This window comes from Ruegeria sp. N4 (genome assembly GCF_056531425.1).
In genome coordinates this window covers 36501-51149 of the sequence record NZ_JBQFLT010000012.1, presented here as the reverse complement: position 1 = coordinate 51149, position 14649 = coordinate 36501, and the positions used below count along the sequence as shown (strand labels likewise).

The 14649-nt window shown below is 59.9% G+C and carries 20 protein-coding genes; 6 read left to right on the top strand and 14 right to left on the bottom strand.

What is annotated here, in order from left to right:
* Positions 1–17 precede the first annotated feature (17 nt).
* Positions 18–1970, bottom strand: a complete 1953-nt coding sequence (locus tag ACR0LW_RS16880) for an AsmA family protein (protein WP_480883445.1) — start codon at positions 1968–1970, stop codon at positions 18–20.
* Positions 1971–2065: 95 nt separating this feature from the next.
* Here ACR0LW_RS16880 and rimO point away from each other — a divergent pair, with 95 nt between their 5' ends.
* Positions 2066–3454, top strand: coding sequence for a 30S ribosomal protein S12 methylthiotransferase RimO (gene rimO / locus ACR0LW_RS16875; RefSeq protein WP_480883443.1), 1389 nt, complete (start codon positions 2066–2068; stop codon positions 3452–3454).
* Positions 3455–3531: 77 nt separating this feature from the next.
* Here the strand turns inward: rimO and ACR0LW_RS16870 are convergent, their stop codons facing one another.
* Together ACR0LW_RS16870 and ACR0LW_RS16865 are read right to left on the bottom strand one after the other, a co-directional pair.
* Positions 3532–3963 (bottom strand): hypothetical protein, encoded by a 432-nt coding sequence (locus ACR0LW_RS16870; protein ID WP_480883441.1) that lies wholly within the window; start codon positions 3961–3963, stop codon positions 3532–3534.
* A 76-nt stretch (positions 3964–4039) separates the two neighbouring features.
* On the bottom strand, positions 4040–4225 hold the full coding sequence (locus ACR0LW_RS16865; RefSeq protein WP_170452593.1) for a hypothetical protein: 186 nt from the start codon (positions 4223–4225) through the stop codon (positions 4040–4042).
* 229 nt (positions 4226–4454) lie between these two features.
* Between ACR0LW_RS16865 and ACR0LW_RS16860 the strand changes: the two genes are divergently transcribed.
* Positions 4455–4697, top strand: coding sequence for a CDGSH iron-sulfur domain-containing protein (locus tag ACR0LW_RS16860; RefSeq protein ID WP_170452595.1), 243 nt, complete (start codon positions 4455–4457; stop codon positions 4695–4697).
* Here ACR0LW_RS16860 and ACR0LW_RS16855 read toward each other — a convergent pair.
* The 5 genes from ACR0LW_RS16855 to ACR0LW_RS16835 form a co-directional block, all read right to left on the bottom strand.
* Entirely contained in the window at positions 4680–4958 is a 279-nt protein-coding gene (locus ACR0LW_RS16855) for a DUF6455 family protein (RefSeq protein WP_170521744.1), read from the bottom strand. The two genes, ACR0LW_RS16860 and ACR0LW_RS16855, sit on opposite strands and share 18 nt — an antisense overlap.
* Complete coding sequence (locus ACR0LW_RS16850; RefSeq protein WP_480582581.1) at positions 4958–5227, bottom strand: DUF6455 family protein; 270 nt, start codon at positions 5225–5227, stop codon at positions 4958–4960. Before ACR0LW_RS16850 ends, ACR0LW_RS16855 begins: the two co-directional genes overlap by 1 nt.
* Before the next feature lie 13 nt (positions 5228–5240).
* Complete coding sequence (locus ACR0LW_RS16845) at positions 5241–5492, bottom strand: DUF6455 family protein (RefSeq protein WP_170452601.1); 252 nt, start codon at positions 5490–5492, stop codon at positions 5241–5243.
* Between the two features lie 69 nt (positions 5493–5561).
* A complete protein-coding gene (locus tag ACR0LW_RS16840) occupies positions 5562–5930 on the bottom strand; it encodes a YigZ family protein (RefSeq protein ID WP_480883438.1) in 369 nt (122 codons plus the stop codon).
* A complete protein-coding gene (locus ACR0LW_RS16835; RefSeq protein WP_480883436.1) occupies positions 5927–6634 on the bottom strand; it encodes a M48 family metallopeptidase in 708 nt (235 codons plus the stop codon). The genes ACR0LW_RS16840 and ACR0LW_RS16835 overlap by 4 nt, the downstream gene beginning before the upstream one ends.
* Positions 6635–6755: 121 nt before the next feature.
* On the opposite strand from ACR0LW_RS16835, the gene ACR0LW_RS16830 reads away from it, so the two are divergent.
* From ACR0LW_RS16830 to ACR0LW_RS16820, 3 genes are all read left to right on the top strand, one after another.
* Positions 6756–7004, top strand: a complete 249-nt coding sequence (locus tag ACR0LW_RS16830; RefSeq protein WP_170452608.1) for a hypothetical protein — start codon at positions 6756–6758, stop codon at positions 7002–7004.
* A gap of 219 nt (positions 7005–7223) precedes the next feature.
* The gene (locus ACR0LW_RS16825; RefSeq protein ID WP_170521736.1) at positions 7224–7802 is read left to right on the top strand and encodes a nitroreductase family protein; all 579 of its coding nucleotides are present in this window, start codon (positions 7224–7226) and stop codon (positions 7800–7802) included.
* Positions 7787–8497, top strand: coding sequence for an EI24 domain-containing protein (locus ACR0LW_RS16820; RefSeq protein WP_480883434.1), 711 nt, complete (start codon positions 7787–7789; stop codon positions 8495–8497). Before ACR0LW_RS16825 ends, ACR0LW_RS16820 begins: the two co-directional genes overlap by 16 nt.
* A gap of 6 nt (positions 8498–8503) precedes the next feature.
* On the opposite strand, the gene ACR0LW_RS16815 is transcribed toward ACR0LW_RS16820, so the two are convergent.
* Together ACR0LW_RS16815 and mce are read right to left on the bottom strand one after the other, a co-directional pair.
* A complete protein-coding gene (locus tag ACR0LW_RS16815; protein ID WP_170452611.1) occupies positions 8504–8776 on the bottom strand; it encodes a DUF1467 family protein in 273 nt (90 codons plus the stop codon).
* A 24-nt stretch (positions 8777–8800) separates the two neighbouring features.
* The gene (gene mce, locus ACR0LW_RS16810; RefSeq protein WP_170452613.1) at positions 8801–9205 is read right to left on the bottom strand and encodes a methylmalonyl-CoA epimerase; all 405 of its coding nucleotides are present in this window, start codon (positions 9203–9205) and stop codon (positions 8801–8803) included.
* A 135-nt stretch (positions 9206–9340) separates the two neighbouring features.
* On the opposite strand from mce, the gene ACR0LW_RS16805 reads away from it, so the two are divergent.
* The gene (locus tag ACR0LW_RS16805; protein ID WP_480883432.1) at positions 9341–10060 is read left to right on the top strand and encodes a response regulator; all 720 of its coding nucleotides are present in this window, start codon (positions 9341–9343) and stop codon (positions 10058–10060) included.
* A 272-nt stretch (positions 10061–10332) separates the two neighbouring features.
* Here the strand turns inward: ACR0LW_RS16805 and aspS are convergent, their stop codons facing one another.
* The 4 genes from aspS to ACR0LW_RS16785 form a co-directional block, all read right to left on the bottom strand.
* The gene (aspS, locus tag ACR0LW_RS16800) at positions 10333–12108 is read right to left on the bottom strand and encodes an aspartate--tRNA ligase (RefSeq protein ID WP_480883430.1); all 1776 of its coding nucleotides are present in this window, start codon (positions 12106–12108) and stop codon (positions 10333–10335) included.
* Between the two features lie 77 nt (positions 12109–12185).
* On the bottom strand, positions 12186–12857 hold the full coding sequence (locus tag ACR0LW_RS16795) for a CPBP family intramembrane glutamic endopeptidase (RefSeq protein ID WP_480707760.1): 672 nt from the start codon (positions 12855–12857) through the stop codon (positions 12186–12188).
* Positions 12854–13501 (bottom strand): aminotransferase class IV family protein, encoded by a 648-nt coding sequence (locus ACR0LW_RS16790; protein WP_480883428.1) that lies wholly within the window; start codon positions 13499–13501, stop codon positions 12854–12856. Before ACR0LW_RS16790 ends, ACR0LW_RS16795 begins: the two co-directional genes overlap by 4 nt.
* Positions 13456–14583 (bottom strand): aminodeoxychorismate synthase component I, encoded by a 1128-nt coding sequence (locus tag ACR0LW_RS16785; protein WP_480883582.1) that lies wholly within the window; start codon positions 14581–14583, stop codon positions 13456–13458. The genes ACR0LW_RS16790 and ACR0LW_RS16785 overlap by 46 nt, the downstream gene beginning before the upstream one ends.
* Between the last annotated feature and the right edge of the window lie 66 nt (positions 14584–14649).

Genomic DNA, 14649 nt, shown 5'->3' with positions numbered 1-14649 from the left:
GCTGGACGCCCCTTTTATCAATCGCCACCAAACAGTTTCAGCAGACCCTTCTTCGCCTCATCCTCAAGCTTTTTCTTCAGCGCGTCTTCGATTTGATCGCTGTCGGTTATGGTCGTGTCCAACTCATTGCCGACCTTGTCCAGCACCTTCTGCTTGGCATCATCTTCAAGCTCTTTGACTTTGCCTTCCGCCGCCGCCTCGATGACTTTGGTCAGGTCGGGTGTGATCGACGGGCTGCTCCACGGTCCATGGATGCGCACGGGCACTGAAATCCCCTGCCCCGCATTGGCCCGTAGCGCGGTTGGCGTGAACAGATAGTCCAACGTACGCGCACCCAGATTGACCTTGCCCGCACCATCGGCGCGGAAGTTTTTCAGGGACATCAGCAGGTCAGAGTTGGTCAACACGCCTTTGTCGATCGAGAAGCTTGCGGTCAGGCTGTCAAACACCGTCGTACCGCCCGACCCGGTTCCCCGGCCCATCAGCCGATCCAGATCGAAGCCCGAAATAACCCCGGTCCCGACATCCACATTCCCCTTGCCGCTGAGCGAGCGCATGATCTGGTCTTCACTCTGCCCGACGCCCAGAAACTGAAACGCGCCGGATGTGGTGCCGGACAGACGGTCTACATCTGCTAGGGTCGATAACGCCTGTTTCAGGTTGATGCCGCTGGCTTTCAGATCGCCGCCCACCGACAATCCGTTGCGGTTATTCGCAACCACCTGACCGTTGAGCTGGCCGGAGAACAGCGTCGCAGGGTGCATTTCCAGCACCGCACGCGACCGATCCAGACCAAGCGTCAGGTCAGAGGCGCCGAACTGCATCCCCGGAACCGCGATGGACTTGGCTGTCAGGCGGATTTTGCCGTTGGCCAGTGACAGCGGCGACGCATCAATCGGTGCCTTTGACCACCCGTCCGACGCAGATGACGTGGCCCCTGCCCCGCCGCCCGATCCGGGCTCGGCATCGGTCACGCGCGACAGGTCCAGTGCATCTGTATTCAGGCGCGCCACGATCTGAGGGGGATCGGCGATTGTGATGTCGGCCTCTCCGGCCAGCCGATTGTCATCAAGCTGCGCCACCATATTGCGCAGGGACACACGGCCATCCTTGGTATAGGTCATCTGACCCGAGATATTTGCCGTGCGGCCCAAACCGTGGGGAACCGCCACACCGCCTTGCCCAAACGCGGTCAACATCTTTTCCGTGCTTTGCGTGATGACTTGCATCTTGCCATCCATCTCGCCCGACAGATTGACATTGCCGTTGAACCCGATCTCTCCGCCCGGGGCGGTCAGCGCCACGTCCAGCGGCGTCACAGCGCCCGACGAAAAGGCGGGCAAATCGGGCATTTTCAGATCCACCTGCACTGCACCGCCCGGCACGGCCATACTGGCCTGCATCACCATGGGCGCGGAGACGTCCGGCCAACTGGCGGACAGGGTCACACCCGCAAAATCCATCTGCGTCACGCCGTTTTCGACGTAGATCAGCCGCGCATCCGTCAGTTCCAACCGCTCCAGCGTCACGGCACCAGTTTCGCCCGAGGGCGCGCTGCCTACAGCGCCCGCGGACGGCGTGGTCTCAGCCGCGCCCATGACCCAGTTTCCGCGACCCTGTGACAATTCCAGCCGCAGAACCGGGTTTTGCGCAAAGACCCGCTTGATCTTCAGATCGCCCGCCAGCAGTGCGGCAGCATCCACACCAACAGCCAGACTGTCCGCGCTAAGCATCGGCTCAGGCCCGGCCCATGGTGCGTTGCCGAACGTCACGGGCCCGGTTTCCATGCCCAAAACCGGCCAGAAGGACAGGTTGACGTCCCCCGACAGCGTCAGCTCGCGCCCCGTGTTGGCCTTGACCTGCTCAGACAGGATCGCGGCCAGCTTGTCCCCGGGCATCAGCAGCAACGCCCCAATGACCAGCCCGACCACGGCCACCACAATGAACAGAATGCGTATCAGCCATTTCATCTGTCTGCTCTCCGCCTTTTTGGCTTGATTGAAATCATCATCCAAACGCACCGAGACATTTGCAAGGGGAAGCGTTCCCCACTATATGCCGCGCCATGACCACGAACCCGCCAAATCTCCGCCCCGACCTGGCGCCCGCCGCCCGGATGCCCGAGACGTCCCGTTCAAACCAGCCGACCATCGGCATGGTCTCGCTGGGCTGCCCGAAAGCTTTGGTCGATAGTGAGCGTATCCTGACCCGCCTGCGGGCAGAAGGATACGGCATTTCGCCCGACTATTCCGGGGCCGATGCCGTGATTGTGAACACCTGCGGGTTTCTGGACAGCGCCAAGGCCGAGTCGCTGGATGCAATTGGTGAAGCTCTGGTTGAAAACGGCAAGGTGATCGTGACCGGCTGTCTGGGGGCCGAGCCGGATTACATCCGTGAACACCACCCCCGCATCATGGCGGTGACCGGGCCCCACCAATACGAACAGGTCTTGGATGCGGTGCATACGGCGGTGCCACCGGACCCGGACCCGTTTGTCGATCTGCTGCCCGCCAGCAGCGTTCAACTGACCCCGCGCCACTACAGCTACCTGAAAATCTCGGAAGGCTGTAACCACAAGTGCAAGTTCTGCATCATTCCCGATATGCGCGGGAAACTGGCCAGCCGTCCGGCCCATGCAGTTCTGCGCGAGGCCGAAAGGCTGGTCGATAACGGGGTGCGTGAGTTGCTGGTGATCTCGCAGGATACCTCGGCCTATGGGCTGGACCGGAAATACGATGTGAACCCGTGGAAAGACCGCGAGGTGCGCAGCCACATCACCGATCTGGCGCGTGAGCTGGGGCAATTGGAGGCCTGGGTGCGCCTGCACTATGTCTACCCCTACCCGCATGTGCGCGATCTGATCCCGTTGATGGCGGATTCCGGGTGCAACATTCTGCCCTATCTCGACATCCCCTTCCAGCACGCGCACCCGGACGTTCTGAAACGCATGGCTCGGCCAGCCGCTGCCGCCAAAACATTGGATGAAATCCGCGCCTGGCGCGCGGTGTGCCCGGACATCACCCTGCGGTCGACCTTCATCGTGGGTTATCCAGGCGAGACCGAGGCCGAGTTCCAGACCCTGTTGGACTGGATGGACGAGGCGCAACTGGACCGTGTCGGCTGTTTTCAATACGAAAACGTGGATGGCGCACGCTCGAACGACTTGCCGGATCATGTGCCCGCCGAGGTCAAGCAAGAGCGCTGGGATCGTTTCATGGAAAAAGCGCAGGCGATTTCCGAGGCGAAGCTGCAGGCTAAAGTCGGACAGACGATTGACGTCATTGTTGACGAAATTGACGATGAGGCCGCCACCTGCCGCACCAAGGCAGACGCGCCCGAGATCGACGGAAACCTGTTCATTGACGAAGGATTCGAGGGGCTTAAACCCGGCGATATCGTTTCGGTCACCGTGGACGAAGCCGGTGAGTACGACCTATGGGGACAGCTTGCCTGACCGCTTCGGGCCGTGCCGGAACACGGCCCATCGGTAAAGCGTGACCCGAGTTTATTGGAGAACGTGCGCCCCCGCTCTCACCTTGAACATGAAGCCAAACGGAGGTTTTCATGTTTCGAGTAACTCATTTTGCCAAACGCAGCATGGTGGTCGCCCTGTCGGCCATGATGCTTTCGACCCCTGCCATCGCTGAAGGTTTTGGCCGGTCGTCGGCTGAAATCGTCTATGTCGGCGGCAAGAAATTCAATTTCCATGTCCGAAGTGTTCACCCGCATCACCGCCCCTATTTTGCGCCCAAATCCGGGCATCACATCAAGAAACACCGCAAAAGGGCGCACAAACCGCACGTCCACGCGGGTCACAAGCGCAAGGTTTACAGGTACCACCCGCATCGATCCTACCGCGGGCACAGGCATCACGCCTTCAAACACAGGCACGGGTTTCGCTTTAGAAAGCACTAATCGGCGGACCAATTGGTAGTCGTTCGACGCAACGCGTCCGGCGATCAAAAAAACCGCCCCTAGGGCGGCATCACATTCTCAAATCTTGGGCAGGCGGTCCAAATCAGGACCGCCTGCAAAGGGTTTATCCCGCAACCGGGTTACAGACAGTCTCGCCTGCTTCGGTGGTCGCCAGTTCATACCCGGCGGCACAGCTTGGGGTACCGGCTTTGTCATAGCTGGGCGAAATATAAACAGGGGTGGGTTCCGGCTGCGCGCAGGCAGTCAGGATCAGCGCAAAGGCTCCAACAGCAGCGAGTTTGATTTTCATGTCCGTCAATCCTCTATTACTTTTCTGATATTGCCCAGTTTTTCGGGGCCGGGTTCAGGATACGGGTTGATCGGCAATCTGGCAACAGAATCGATCACATCCTTGTGAACGAAGGCGAAACCACGCTTGGGACGCCCTGGATCGCAACACCGTCAACGACGCGCGCTACCTTTTTTGGCGCATTGCCCTAAACTCGTGACCTGACATCAGCCAAGAACGGAGAAGCCATATGTCCGACGCCCCGATCATCGCCCAGAAAGAGCCCATGGCGGTCGAAGTTGTCGAAGGAAAGAGTTATTTCTGGTGCGCTTGCGGCCGATCCAAGAAGCAGCCGTTTTGTGACGGATCGCACAAAGGCACCGACTTTGAACCCTTAAAATACACGGCTGAAGCAAGTAAAAAAGTGTTCTTCTGCTGCTGCAAGCACACCGGCAAGGCGCCGTTATGCGACGGATCACACGCGCGAATTTGACGGGCGGCGAAGCCGGTTCAAGGCTTGGGCATTGGCGCAAAACTCGGGGGCAGCATCGGCAAGTTGTTGTTGCTGGGACAACCAGATCGCACATTGCCCACAGCAATTTGACGCCCGGCATCGGGTGACGAGTTCGGCATAGCCTTCGGCGGAAAGTTGCCCCTCGGCCATTGCCTCGGTCAGCGAAATACCCAGGCAACGGGCCACTGAACGCGTCAGCCAAAAGTGTTTTTCGATCTCTCCAAGGGCGACCTGTGGCATCAACCGCCCCCGACCTGAGCGGATTTCAGGGCCGCGAATCGCGCCCGATTCGGGCAGGTTTCAGGCGCATTTGCGATAGCCTGATGCTGATCCAGCCATTCGGGACAGTCCTTTGCCCATGCGCAACCACGACAGAACTGCACCATCTCGGCCCAGTCTTCCTGGCTCAGGTGGCAAGCGTGATGTGCTGCAACGATATCCGCGCCCGTCGCCTGACCCATTCGCAGAACCAGACGCATATGGGTCATGATATCTCCGAGACGTGGCATAGGCCCCTCGCGTTTACGGTCTGAGTTTTTCCAGCAAAGTGTAGTTGCGGCAGTACTCCGGGGCGCGGCTAAGCGCAGACGCTTCTTTCAACAGGGATTGGCAATGTCCGGGGTTCGGGCAATCTGTGCACCGGACCACGGCGTCTGAAATCTGGTCGATTGATACGGCACCCTCGATGGCGGATTCCTGCAAATCGATATCCAGCATCCGCGCCATGTCATCGACCAAACCGGCGTGCAATCGCAAAGTCTCTCGGCTGGGCATGTCCTGTCCTTTCCCTGTCGCGCTTTGGTCAGAGCGTAGTTGGTGGACAGGGGGAATCCTTGATTCAGGTCAAGCAGAGGCCCCAATTTGGTCGAGATAAGCACGCGTTGCGTCCTGAACGCGGCGAAAACGGTCCCCGCCCAGCTTTTTGCCGCCATACCAGCGCGTAACGATGATGACGTGGTTCTCTAACCCCTCACGCTCCATCATGCGAAGGATGACCATGCCCGCCCCGCTTTCTCCATCGTCGGCCTTGAGCGCCCCGGTTGGCAACGTCGCCGCCCAGGTATTGTGCGTGGCCTTTGCATAGGCTTTATCCGTCTTCAGCTCGGCAAGCACCGCGTCAATCTGATCCCGCGATGTCACAGTTGCCCCAGACACCGCGTATTTCGATCCGCGATCGGTCAGAATCACGCCCAGCCGCACCAGTTCAGTCATTCTGTGACACCCAGCTTTCGCGCGGTTTGCTGTACAATTTCGACCCGCTGCGCGTTGGGTGGGTGCGATCCCAGGAACTGGTCACCCGGATCGGGAATGCGGGCAAAATACTTCGCACCGATCAGCGGGTTGTATCCGGCATAATAGGTGATGAGCGTTCCCAACTGATCCGCCTCAAGCTCAAAGTCTTTTGCATAGGCTTGCACGGCCACCTTTGCCCCTATCTTCTGTGCCTTTTCAACAGCGGCGTCGCTTTTGCCGCGCTGCCGCTCGGCCTCTCCGAACTTGGCTGCGCCAACACGAGCGTTTTCGCTTTGCCGCCCGATGTGATCCAAAACGTGATGCGCCACCTCGTGCCCCATCACAAAGGCCAATTCATCCGCATTCCGGGTCGAGCGGATCATGGATCGCGTGAAGATGATCGCGGGCTGTTTCTTGTCATCCAGAGTCTGAAAGGCATTTGCGGGCGCGGTCGGGTTCAGGTCGACCAGAATTCTGAAATCGCAGCTTTGCGGTTTGGAAGACCTCAGACACTGGGCCCGCGCCTCGCCCCCGACCTCGCGGCTGACCTTGCGAAAAGCTGCGGCGCTGGTGCCTTCTTCTGCCGTGAGCCCACGCCAGTCTTCTGCGGGAATCACGCGCAACCTGTCTGTTGCACAGGCCGACAGAAGCAGGGAAAAAACCAGAAATAAGAGAAGGCGCATCAAGGGTCCTATTAGCCGATCAGGCGTTGTTCCCAACATAGCCGGACCAACCGGGCAGTACCACCGCGGTTTCGGCCTGTGACGGGTTGCATTGGCGGGCGGTGACCTGCACTCTGGCCCCATGTTTTCGATTGAGCATGAATTCGACTCGACAGTCATTACCCTCGTGGATGAAGGCCCCAAGCCTTTGCAAGAGGATGTGGTGATCAACAGCTTCGCCGAGTGCGTGACGCTGGAACAAATGGACCCTCGTACGGATCAGATCCAGAAGATCACCCTGTCGCCCGAACAGGTCCGCGATCTGGCTGCAGCGCTGGATTTGCCAGAAGGAGTCTATCAGATTCGCGAAACGCAGGATCAGGGCTCGTAGGCTTCGACCTGTGGCGGTTCCGGCCAGACGACGCGGAGTCCAAAATCCGTGACCGTTGGGTTTTAAGTTGTCATAAGCCGCCAATCCCCCCTTCTAGCGTCATTGCGCTTGCACCCGGCGTGCCGGAATGAAAATGATCCCCAAAATCCAACGGCCCGCCCTTGAATCGCCAGCCGTACCGCCCAAGATACAGATGGCTGATGTAAAGGAAGTTAACATATGTCCCTGAAAAACCCTGCCGCCCTGGAGTTTTTACAGTCGCGCCGGTCCAGACCGGCCAAAACACTGATTGCTCCGGCTCCGACACGGGACGAGCTTTTGCCTTTGCTGACCGCCGCCGCCCGCAGCCCGGATCATGGCAAACTGGAACCCTGGCGGTTTATCGTGATCGAAAAGGGCGCGATGGCGCGTCTTGCCGACCTGACCGAAGCCTGTGGCAAGGCGCTGAACAAATCGCCGGAAGACATCGCCAAGGCCCGCAGCCAGTTCGACATGGGACATCTGGCCGTGGCCGTGATCGAGGTTCAGAAACCGTCGGAAAAGATCCCGGCGATTGAACAAACCTACTCTGCCGGTGCCGTCTGTCTGGCCCTGCTGAACGCGGCCCTCGCCGCCGGATGGGGCGCGAACTGGCTGTCCGGCTGGCAATCGCATGACCGGGATTTCTGCAAATCCGCCTTTGGGTTGGCCGAAAACGAACGACTGGCCGGCGTGATCCATATCGCAACCGAAGGGACCGCCCCGCCAGAACGCCCCCGGCCGGACGTTGCCGCCCTGACTGAATGGCTCACGGAATGATCATTCTGAACGCGTTCTTCGCGGCCCTTGGTCAGATCGGAGACCCCAAGTTCCGCTCAGTCCTGTTTCGCGGCATCGGTCTGACGATCCTGTTGCTGATCCTTGCCTGTGCTGCCGCGATCTGGTTCATCAACGCGCTGTCTGGCGACGAGATTTCACTGCCCTTTGTTGGAACAGTGTCGTGGCTGAACGATGTGCTGAACTATTCCGGCATCCTGCTGGTTCTGGTGTTGCCGGTGTTCCTGATGGTGCCCGTCGCCTCGGCAATCACGTCGATCTTTTTGGAAGAGGTTGCGCAGGCGGTCGAAGACAAAAACTACGCGCATCTGCCCCCGGCCCCCAAAATCCCGCTTGGCGAGTCCATTCAGGATGGTCTCAGCTTTATGGGCGTTCTGATCGTGGCAAACCTGCTGGCGCTGATCCTGTATGCGATCTTCACGCCCCTTGCGCTGTTTATCTTCTGGGGCATGAACGGATTTCTGCTGGGCCGGGAATATTTCACGCTGGCCGCGATGCGCAGATTGGGGCGTGAGGGTGCGCGCCAGCTGCGTGCGAAACACACGGCAACTATCTGGCTTGCCGGGACGCTGATGGCGATCCCGCTTTCAGTGCCGCTGGTGAATCTGGTGATCCCGATCATCGGTGTCGCCACCTTCACCCATATCTATCATAATGTGTCAGGCCGCGCGGCCTGACACGGCTCAGCGCGGCTCAAGCTGGTTCAGCCAGTCGAAATCCCGAACCGAGATCACCCCGGACAGGATAATCCCGGCGATGATGGCCCATAAGACGATCGAAATGCCCGTGGTGATCCACATCTTCTTCTTCATGTGATGCACCTCTGGCGCACCCGCATGGGTGCCCGGAACGATCTCGCCCAGATCGCCCTGAGTCTTGATGCGAATGGGCAGAACGATCAGCAGGGTCAGAAACCAGATGACTGCAAACAGCACCAATGCGGCAGTGATGGTCATTTCGGGCCCTCCGGGCTTGTGGGGTTACACCTGTTCCAGTTCGACCAGGCAGCCATTGAAATCCTTGGGGTGCAGGAACAGAACGGGCTTGCCATGCGCGCCGATCTTGGGTTCTCCGCTACCCAGCACACGTGCGCCACTTTCTTTCAGGTGGTCGCGGGCCGCGATGATGTCTTCGACTTCATAGCACACATGGTGGATGCCACCGGCCGGGTTTTTCTCAAGGAAGCCATTGATCGGGCTGTCATCGCCCAGCGGGTACAGAAGCTCGATCTTCGTGTTGGGCAGTTCGATGAACACCACCGTCACACCATGATCCGGCTCGTCCTGCGGCGCGCCCACTTTGGCGCCCAGCGCGCTGCGATACTGCTCGGATGCGGCCTCAAGATCCGGCACGGCGATGGCGACGTGGTTCAGTCGTCCGATCATAGTAAACTCCTCTGTTCTGCATTGGGTGGGTTATGGGGGCAGTTCCGGCAAAGGACAAGTGCGCCAAATCGCCCGTTAACCCTGTGTTAGCCAGAAGTTTCTAGCGTGAGGCATCTGCTGGATAGGAGATCTGACATGGACGATTCGGTTCCTTTCGCCACAACTATCGCTACGCCCACGGCGACGCGGCCTTTGCTGGGACAGACCATTCTGGTTGTCGAGGACAGCCGTTATGCCTGCGACGCGATCCGCCTGATGTGCCTGCACAGCGGGGCAAGGATCCGACGTGCCGATTGCCTGAAATCCGCACGGCGTCACCTTCAGATCTATCGCCCCTCGGTCATTCTTGTGGATATGGGTCTGCCTGACGGGTCCGGGGCCGATCTGATTGCTGAGCTGACCCAGGCCTCGCCCCGGATCAGTGTCATTCTGGCGATGTCCGGTGATACATGCACCGAGTCTGCGGCCCTTGGGGCCGGGGCTGACGGTTTTTTGCCCAAACCCCTAAAATCCATGTCTTATTTTCAAAAAGCCATTCTGGAACGCCTCCCCGAGGACCGTCGACCCAGCGGGTTGCACGCCGTTCGGGACGAAGTCATTCACCCCGATCCACTGGCCTATCAGGACGACATGGCCCATATCGCGGACGTTCTGGCAGGGCCGACCGATCCGCGCATGCTGGATTATGCTGCCCAGTTTCTTCACGGCGTTGCGCGTGAGGCCAACGATACGGTGTTGGCGGATGCGGCGCGGAAACTATCACTCTCCCGGGCGCAAGGCAATCCGATCACCGCTCAGGCCGCGCAGGTTGCCGGGCTAGTTCAAAACCGGCTGGAACAGCGGGAGGCGATCTGACATGGCCACCGCCTATTTCATCACCGCATCCCTGGTGTTCGGGTGGATGTACCGGCAAACCCGGCAGAGCGCCCGATCCATTCGCGTGAACCGGCAGAAGCTGGGCAAAGGGATTGATTGAATCCCTTGACGTTGCGTTTGCCGGTCTGCCTTAGACACAGGTGACAAACGCAAACCGCCCGCGCGTAGCGGACGGTTCAGTCGTCATACGGTTTGCGCCGCGCAATACGTGCGCTCATCACCAGACAAACGGCAAGCCGCGACCGACGGGCTTAATCCTGCGGAATGATCCGCAGACCCAGTTCCATCAACTGATCCGAGGTCGGATCGGACGGCGCGTCCATCATCAGGTCTTCGGCGCGCTGGTTCATCGGGAACATCATGACTTCGCGAATGTTCGCCTCATCGGCCAGCAGCATCACGATCCGGTCGATGCCAGCCGCGCAGCCTCCGTGCGGCGGCGCGCCATAGTGGAACGCGTTGAACAGGGCACCAAAGCGAGATTTGACCTCATCCGCGCCGTAACCCGCCAGTTCAAAGGCTTTCAGCATGATCTCGGGCTTGTGGTTCCGGATCGCGCCCGAGACCAGCTCGTACCCGTTACAGGCCAGATCGTACTGATAGCCGCGCACGTCCAGCGGATTGCCCTGCAGCGCCTCCATACCGCCTTGCGGCATCGAGAACGGGTTGTGTTCGAAATCGATCGCGCCGGTTTCTTCGTCCTGTTCATAGATCGGGAAATCCACGATCCAGGCAAAGGCAAAGCGGTCTTTTTCGGTGAGGCCAAGTTCGTCACCAATCACATCGCGCGCCTTGCCTGCGACCTTTTCAAAGGCTTTCGGCTTGCCGCCCAGGAAAAACGCCGCATCACCGACACCCAGTCCCAGTTGCTGACGGATCGCCTCGGTGCGTTCGGGACCGATGTTTTTGGCCAGCGGACCGGCAGCCTCCATCCCCTGCCCCTGATCGCGCCAGAAGATATAGCCCATACCGGGCAGACCCTCTTTCTGGGCGAATGCATTCATGCGGTCGCAGAACTTGCGGCTGCCGCCGGTCGGCGCAGGGATGGCGCGGATTTCGGTGCCGTCCTGCTCCAACAGCTTCGCGAAAATCGCAAAGCCACTATCGCGGAAGTGGTCGGAGACCACTTGCATTTTGATAGGATTGCGCAGGTCGGGCTTGTCGGTGCCATACCACAAGGCCGCGTCCTTGTAGGAAATCTGCGGCCACTCTTGGTCAACCTTCCGGCCACCTCCGAACTCTTCGAACACGCCGGTCAGAACGGGCTGGATGGTGTCGAACACGTCCTGCTGCTCGACAAACGACATCTCAAGGTCAAGCTGGTAGAAATCGGTGGGCGAGCGGTCGGCGCGCGGGTCTTCGTCGCGGAAGCAGGGCGCGATCTGGAAATATTTGTCGAAGCCCGAGACCATGATCAACTGCTTGAACTGCTGAGGGGCCTGCGGCAGGGCGTAGAATTTGCCCGGATGCAGGCGCGAGGGCACCAGAAAGTCGCGCGCGCCTTCGGGCGAGGATGCCGTGATGATCGGCGTCTGATACTCGCGAAAGCCCTGATCCCACATTCGTTTGCGCATTGAGGCCACAACGTCCGAGCGCAGTGTCATGTTGCGCTGCATCGCCTCGCGGCGCAGGTCCAGATAGCGATAGCGCAGGCGGGTTTCCTCGGGGTATTCCTGATCGCCGAACACCATCAGCGGCAGTTCGTCGGCGGCACCCAACACTTCCAGTTCACGCACGTAAACCTCGATCTCGCCGGTGGGCAGCTTGGGGTTCACAAGATCCGCGTCACGCGCTTTGACGGTGCCGTCGATGCGGATGCACCATTCCGAACGCACCTTCTCGAGCTCGGCAAAGGCCGCGCTGTCGCCGTCACACAATACCTGTGTTACTCCGAAATGGTCGCGCAGATCGATGAACAGCACGCCGCCGTGATCTCGGACCCGATGCACCCAACCGGACAGGCGAACGGTTTCACCGACATTGGCGGCGGTCAGAGCGGCGCAGGTGTGGCTGCGATAGGCGTGCATGGAATATCCCTTCGGGCGCAGAATTCGTCGCGCCGATACACCCTGTCAGGCCCGGAAAGTCAAGGCAGGTCGCGCCGTCAAAACGGCCTTTGCACATTGCCTGAATAGAAATAAACACCCAGCCCCACGGCAAAGATGATGTTCCCCGCAATCGCGTGCAGCAGAACGGCGTAAAAGAACGAGCCGCGCTTGCGATAGGCCCAGCTGAACAGCAACCCGCCAACAAAGGTCATGATGGCGACAATCCAGCTCCAATACATCAAATGCGCGAAGGCGAAGATAGCCGCGTTCAGCAGGTCGGCCCTGCGCCCGTCCGGCAGGATGGCGTGGTAGCGGCGGAAAAACAGCGGGCGGAATAGCAACTCTTGTGGCAGGGCAGACAGAAGCGGATAGCCGATCCAGATGAAGGCCAGCATCTCGGGCCGGTTTCTCAGCAGAAAAAAGGCCGCATCTGGCCGGGTCAGGTAGATCAGCGCGGTACAGAATGCAGCAGTCACCAGTGTGAATACCGCCAGTTCGCGAAATGACCAGTTTGCCCATTCGTATCGCAGTTCTGCCCACTGAAAGCCGGGCGTTGCATGCAGCAGAACGATGCCCAAACCGGTAAAGGCAAACAGCGCCGGGAACATCCAGTTGGGTGGAAAAAGCACCGCGATCACCAGCGGAGCAATGATGAAAAACAGGCCAAACTCAATCCGTAATCGCGCTGCCGCGACCGGCGGGGCGACCATCGTGCTGTCTTTGCTCACAGGTTCACCAACTCCACCGGTATCAGGCCGCGTAACGAATTTCCCATGAAAACAGATTGGGCCTCTTTCAGATCATTCAAGGTCAGAACCGCCTCGGAAAACTCTTCTTGTTCCAGCAATTCTTCGCGCAGGATACCCGGCAAAAGCCCGCTGGACAGGGGCGGAGTCAGCCGTTGCCCTTCGCGCGTTTCGATAAACAGGTTGGTGATGGAGCCCTCGCACAGCTCATCCCGTTCGTTCAGGAACAATAATTCATCGACACCCTTAGGCATCGCAGCGCGGGCGGTGTCATAGAGATCACGCCGGGTGGTTTTGTGGCGCAGCCATATGTCGCCCGAGGTCAGGCGGGTCTCCGACACCCCCAACCGCCAGAGCGGCGGGTTTTCCGCCAGCGGGGCGGTGGTCAGGTCGAACTGACCCGAAACATCCATGGTCAGACGACAGCGCAAGGGGGCCTCACTGGCCCCTTCGGACAACATCGCCACAGCGGCAGATCGGTCGAAGGGCAGGTCCAAGGTCTTGGCAGTGCGCGCCATTCGGTTCAGATGCCGGTCCTGTCGGACAAACCCCTGCCCGGGCCTGAAGCCCAGAGTTTCGATCAGGCGGAAATCAGGCTCAACTGGCGGGCAAAGCGGGCTTTCCATAGGGCTTCCTCGTATTCAGACGGGGCCGTGCTGTCCCAGACCACCCCACCGCCGACATTCAGCGTTGCAGCGGCACCGTCCACCATCAGCGTGCGGATGGCAACGTTGAACTCGGACCGTCCGTCCGGCGCAGCCCAGCCGATCGTGCCGCAATAGATGTCGCGGGGCCAGGGTTCTAGGTCGGACAGGATCTCCATCGCGCGGATCTTGGGCGCTCCGGTGATGGATCCGCAGGGGAACAAAGCGGTCAGAATGTCGGATAACCCGGCCCCGATCTGCAGCTGCGCCCGCACAAGCGACACCATCTGATGCACGGTGGCATAGGTTTCGACCTTGAACAGTTCGGGCACATGAACCGATCCGGGCAAGGCCACGCGGCTGATATCGTTGCGCAGCAGATCGACGATCATCAGGTTTTCGGCCCGGTTCTTTTCATCGCTGGACAGGAAGTTGCGGCGACGGGCATCCTCGGCCATATCCTCACTGCGAGGCTGAGTGCCCTTCATCGGCCGGGTCTCGATGCGCCCGGTCTCATCCGTGCGGAAAAACAGTTCGGGCGAGCGGCTGAGCAGGTCGGGCAACCCCTCTTGCTGAATCAAAGCGCCGTGGCCAACGGGTTGCCCAGATGTCAGGGCCGCGTAAAGCGCCGCGCTGTCCCCTTCAACCGTCAGATCGATTGGGAAGGTCAGATTGGCCTGATAAATGTCCCCGGCCCCGATGGCGTCATGCACGGCCCGGAACGCCCGGCTGTATCGTGCCTCATCCCAGCGCGGCTGGAACTGGGCAATGCCGCCCGACGCTTTGGGCAGATCGCTTTGATCCGGTTGGTCATAGACCCCGAAACACAGCAACGGCAGTGTCCGGTCGCCCGGCAGACGGGACAACAGGCGCGGCTCCAACGCATATCCAAGCTCGTAACAGGCATACCCCGCCAGCCAACCACCTGCTGCGCGCGCCTCATCCAATGCCGCCAGCGCCTGGGGCACCTCGTCCGCCGTGTCCGCGCGGATGATGTGGGATGGCCGGTCGAACCGGGTTCCCGGACCGGCTGGCCCCTGATCGAAACGAATACGCAAGTGCATCCTCATAAGCCGTGCTGCGCGATATAGAGAATACGCCGCCAAGGGAAAGAGGGGAAAGCGGCAATT

What these genes read in the sequence shown, in the direction of transcription:
- ACR0LW_RS16805 (WP_480883432.1), top strand. Translation starts at nt 9,341, where the DNA reads ATGGACGATTCGGTTCCTTTCGCCACAACTATCGCTACGCCCACGGCG.
- ACR0LW_RS16785 (WP_480883582.1), bottom strand. Translation starts at nt 14,583, where the DNA reads ATGCACTTGCGTATTCGTTTCGATCAGGGGCCAGCCGGTCCGGGAACC.
- ACR0LW_RS16855 (WP_170521744.1), bottom strand. Translation starts at nt 4,958, where the DNA reads ATGCCACAGGTCGCCCTTGGAGAGATCGAAAAACACTTTTGGCTGACG.
- aspS (WP_480883430.1), bottom strand. Translation starts at nt 12,108, where the DNA reads ATGCACGCCTATCGCAGCCACACCTGCGCCGCTCTGACCGCCGCCAAT.
- ACR0LW_RS16860 (WP_170452595.1), top strand. Translation starts at nt 4,455, where the DNA reads ATGTCCGACGCCCCGATCATCGCCCAGAAAGAGCCCATGGCGGTCGAA.
- ACR0LW_RS16845 (WP_170452601.1), bottom strand. Translation starts at nt 5,492, where the DNA reads ATGCCCAGCCGAGAGACTTTGCGATTGCACGCCGGTTTGGTCGATGAC.
- ACR0LW_RS16835 (WP_480883436.1), bottom strand. Translation starts at nt 6,634, where the DNA reads ATGCGCCTTCTCTTATTTCTGGTTTTTTCCCTGCTTCTGTCGGCCTGT.
- ACR0LW_RS16880 (WP_480883445.1), bottom strand. Translation starts at nt 1,970, where the DNA reads ATGAAATGGCTGATACGCATTCTGTTCATTGTGGTGGCCGTGGTCGGG.
- ACR0LW_RS16840 (WP_480883438.1), bottom strand. Translation starts at nt 5,930, where the DNA reads ATGACTGAACTGGTGCGGCTGGGCGTGATTCTGACCGATCGCGGATCG.
- rimO (WP_480883443.1), top strand. Translation starts at nt 2,066, where the DNA reads ATGACCACGAACCCGCCAAATCTCCGCCCCGACCTGGCGCCCGCCGCC.
- ACR0LW_RS16790 (WP_480883428.1), bottom strand. Translation starts at nt 13,501, where the DNA reads ATGGAAAGCCCGCTTTGCCCGCCAGTTGAGCCTGATTTCCGCCTGATC.
- ACR0LW_RS16825 (WP_170521736.1), top strand. Translation starts at nt 7,224, where the DNA reads ATGTCCCTGAAAAACCCTGCCGCCCTGGAGTTTTTACAGTCGCGCCGG.
- ACR0LW_RS16865 (WP_170452593.1), bottom strand. Translation starts at nt 4,225, where the DNA reads ATGAAAATCAAACTCGCTGCTGTTGGAGCCTTTGCGCTGATCCTGACT.
- ACR0LW_RS16815 (WP_170452611.1), bottom strand. Translation starts at nt 8,776, where the DNA reads ATGACCATCACTGCCGCATTGGTGCTGTTTGCAGTCATCTGGTTTCTG.
- ACR0LW_RS16820 (WP_480883434.1), top strand. Translation starts at nt 7,787, where the DNA reads ATGGCTCACGGAATGATCATTCTGAACGCGTTCTTCGCGGCCCTTGGT.
- ACR0LW_RS16850 (WP_480582581.1), bottom strand. Translation starts at nt 5,227, where the DNA reads ATGCCACGTCTCGGAGATATCATGACCCATATGCGTCTGGTTCTGCGA.
- mce (WP_170452613.1), bottom strand. Translation starts at nt 9,205, where the DNA reads ATGATCGGACGACTGAACCACGTCGCCATCGCCGTGCCGGATCTTGAG.
- ACR0LW_RS16830 (WP_170452608.1), top strand. Translation starts at nt 6,756, where the DNA reads ATGTTTTCGATTGAGCATGAATTCGACTCGACAGTCATTACCCTCGTG.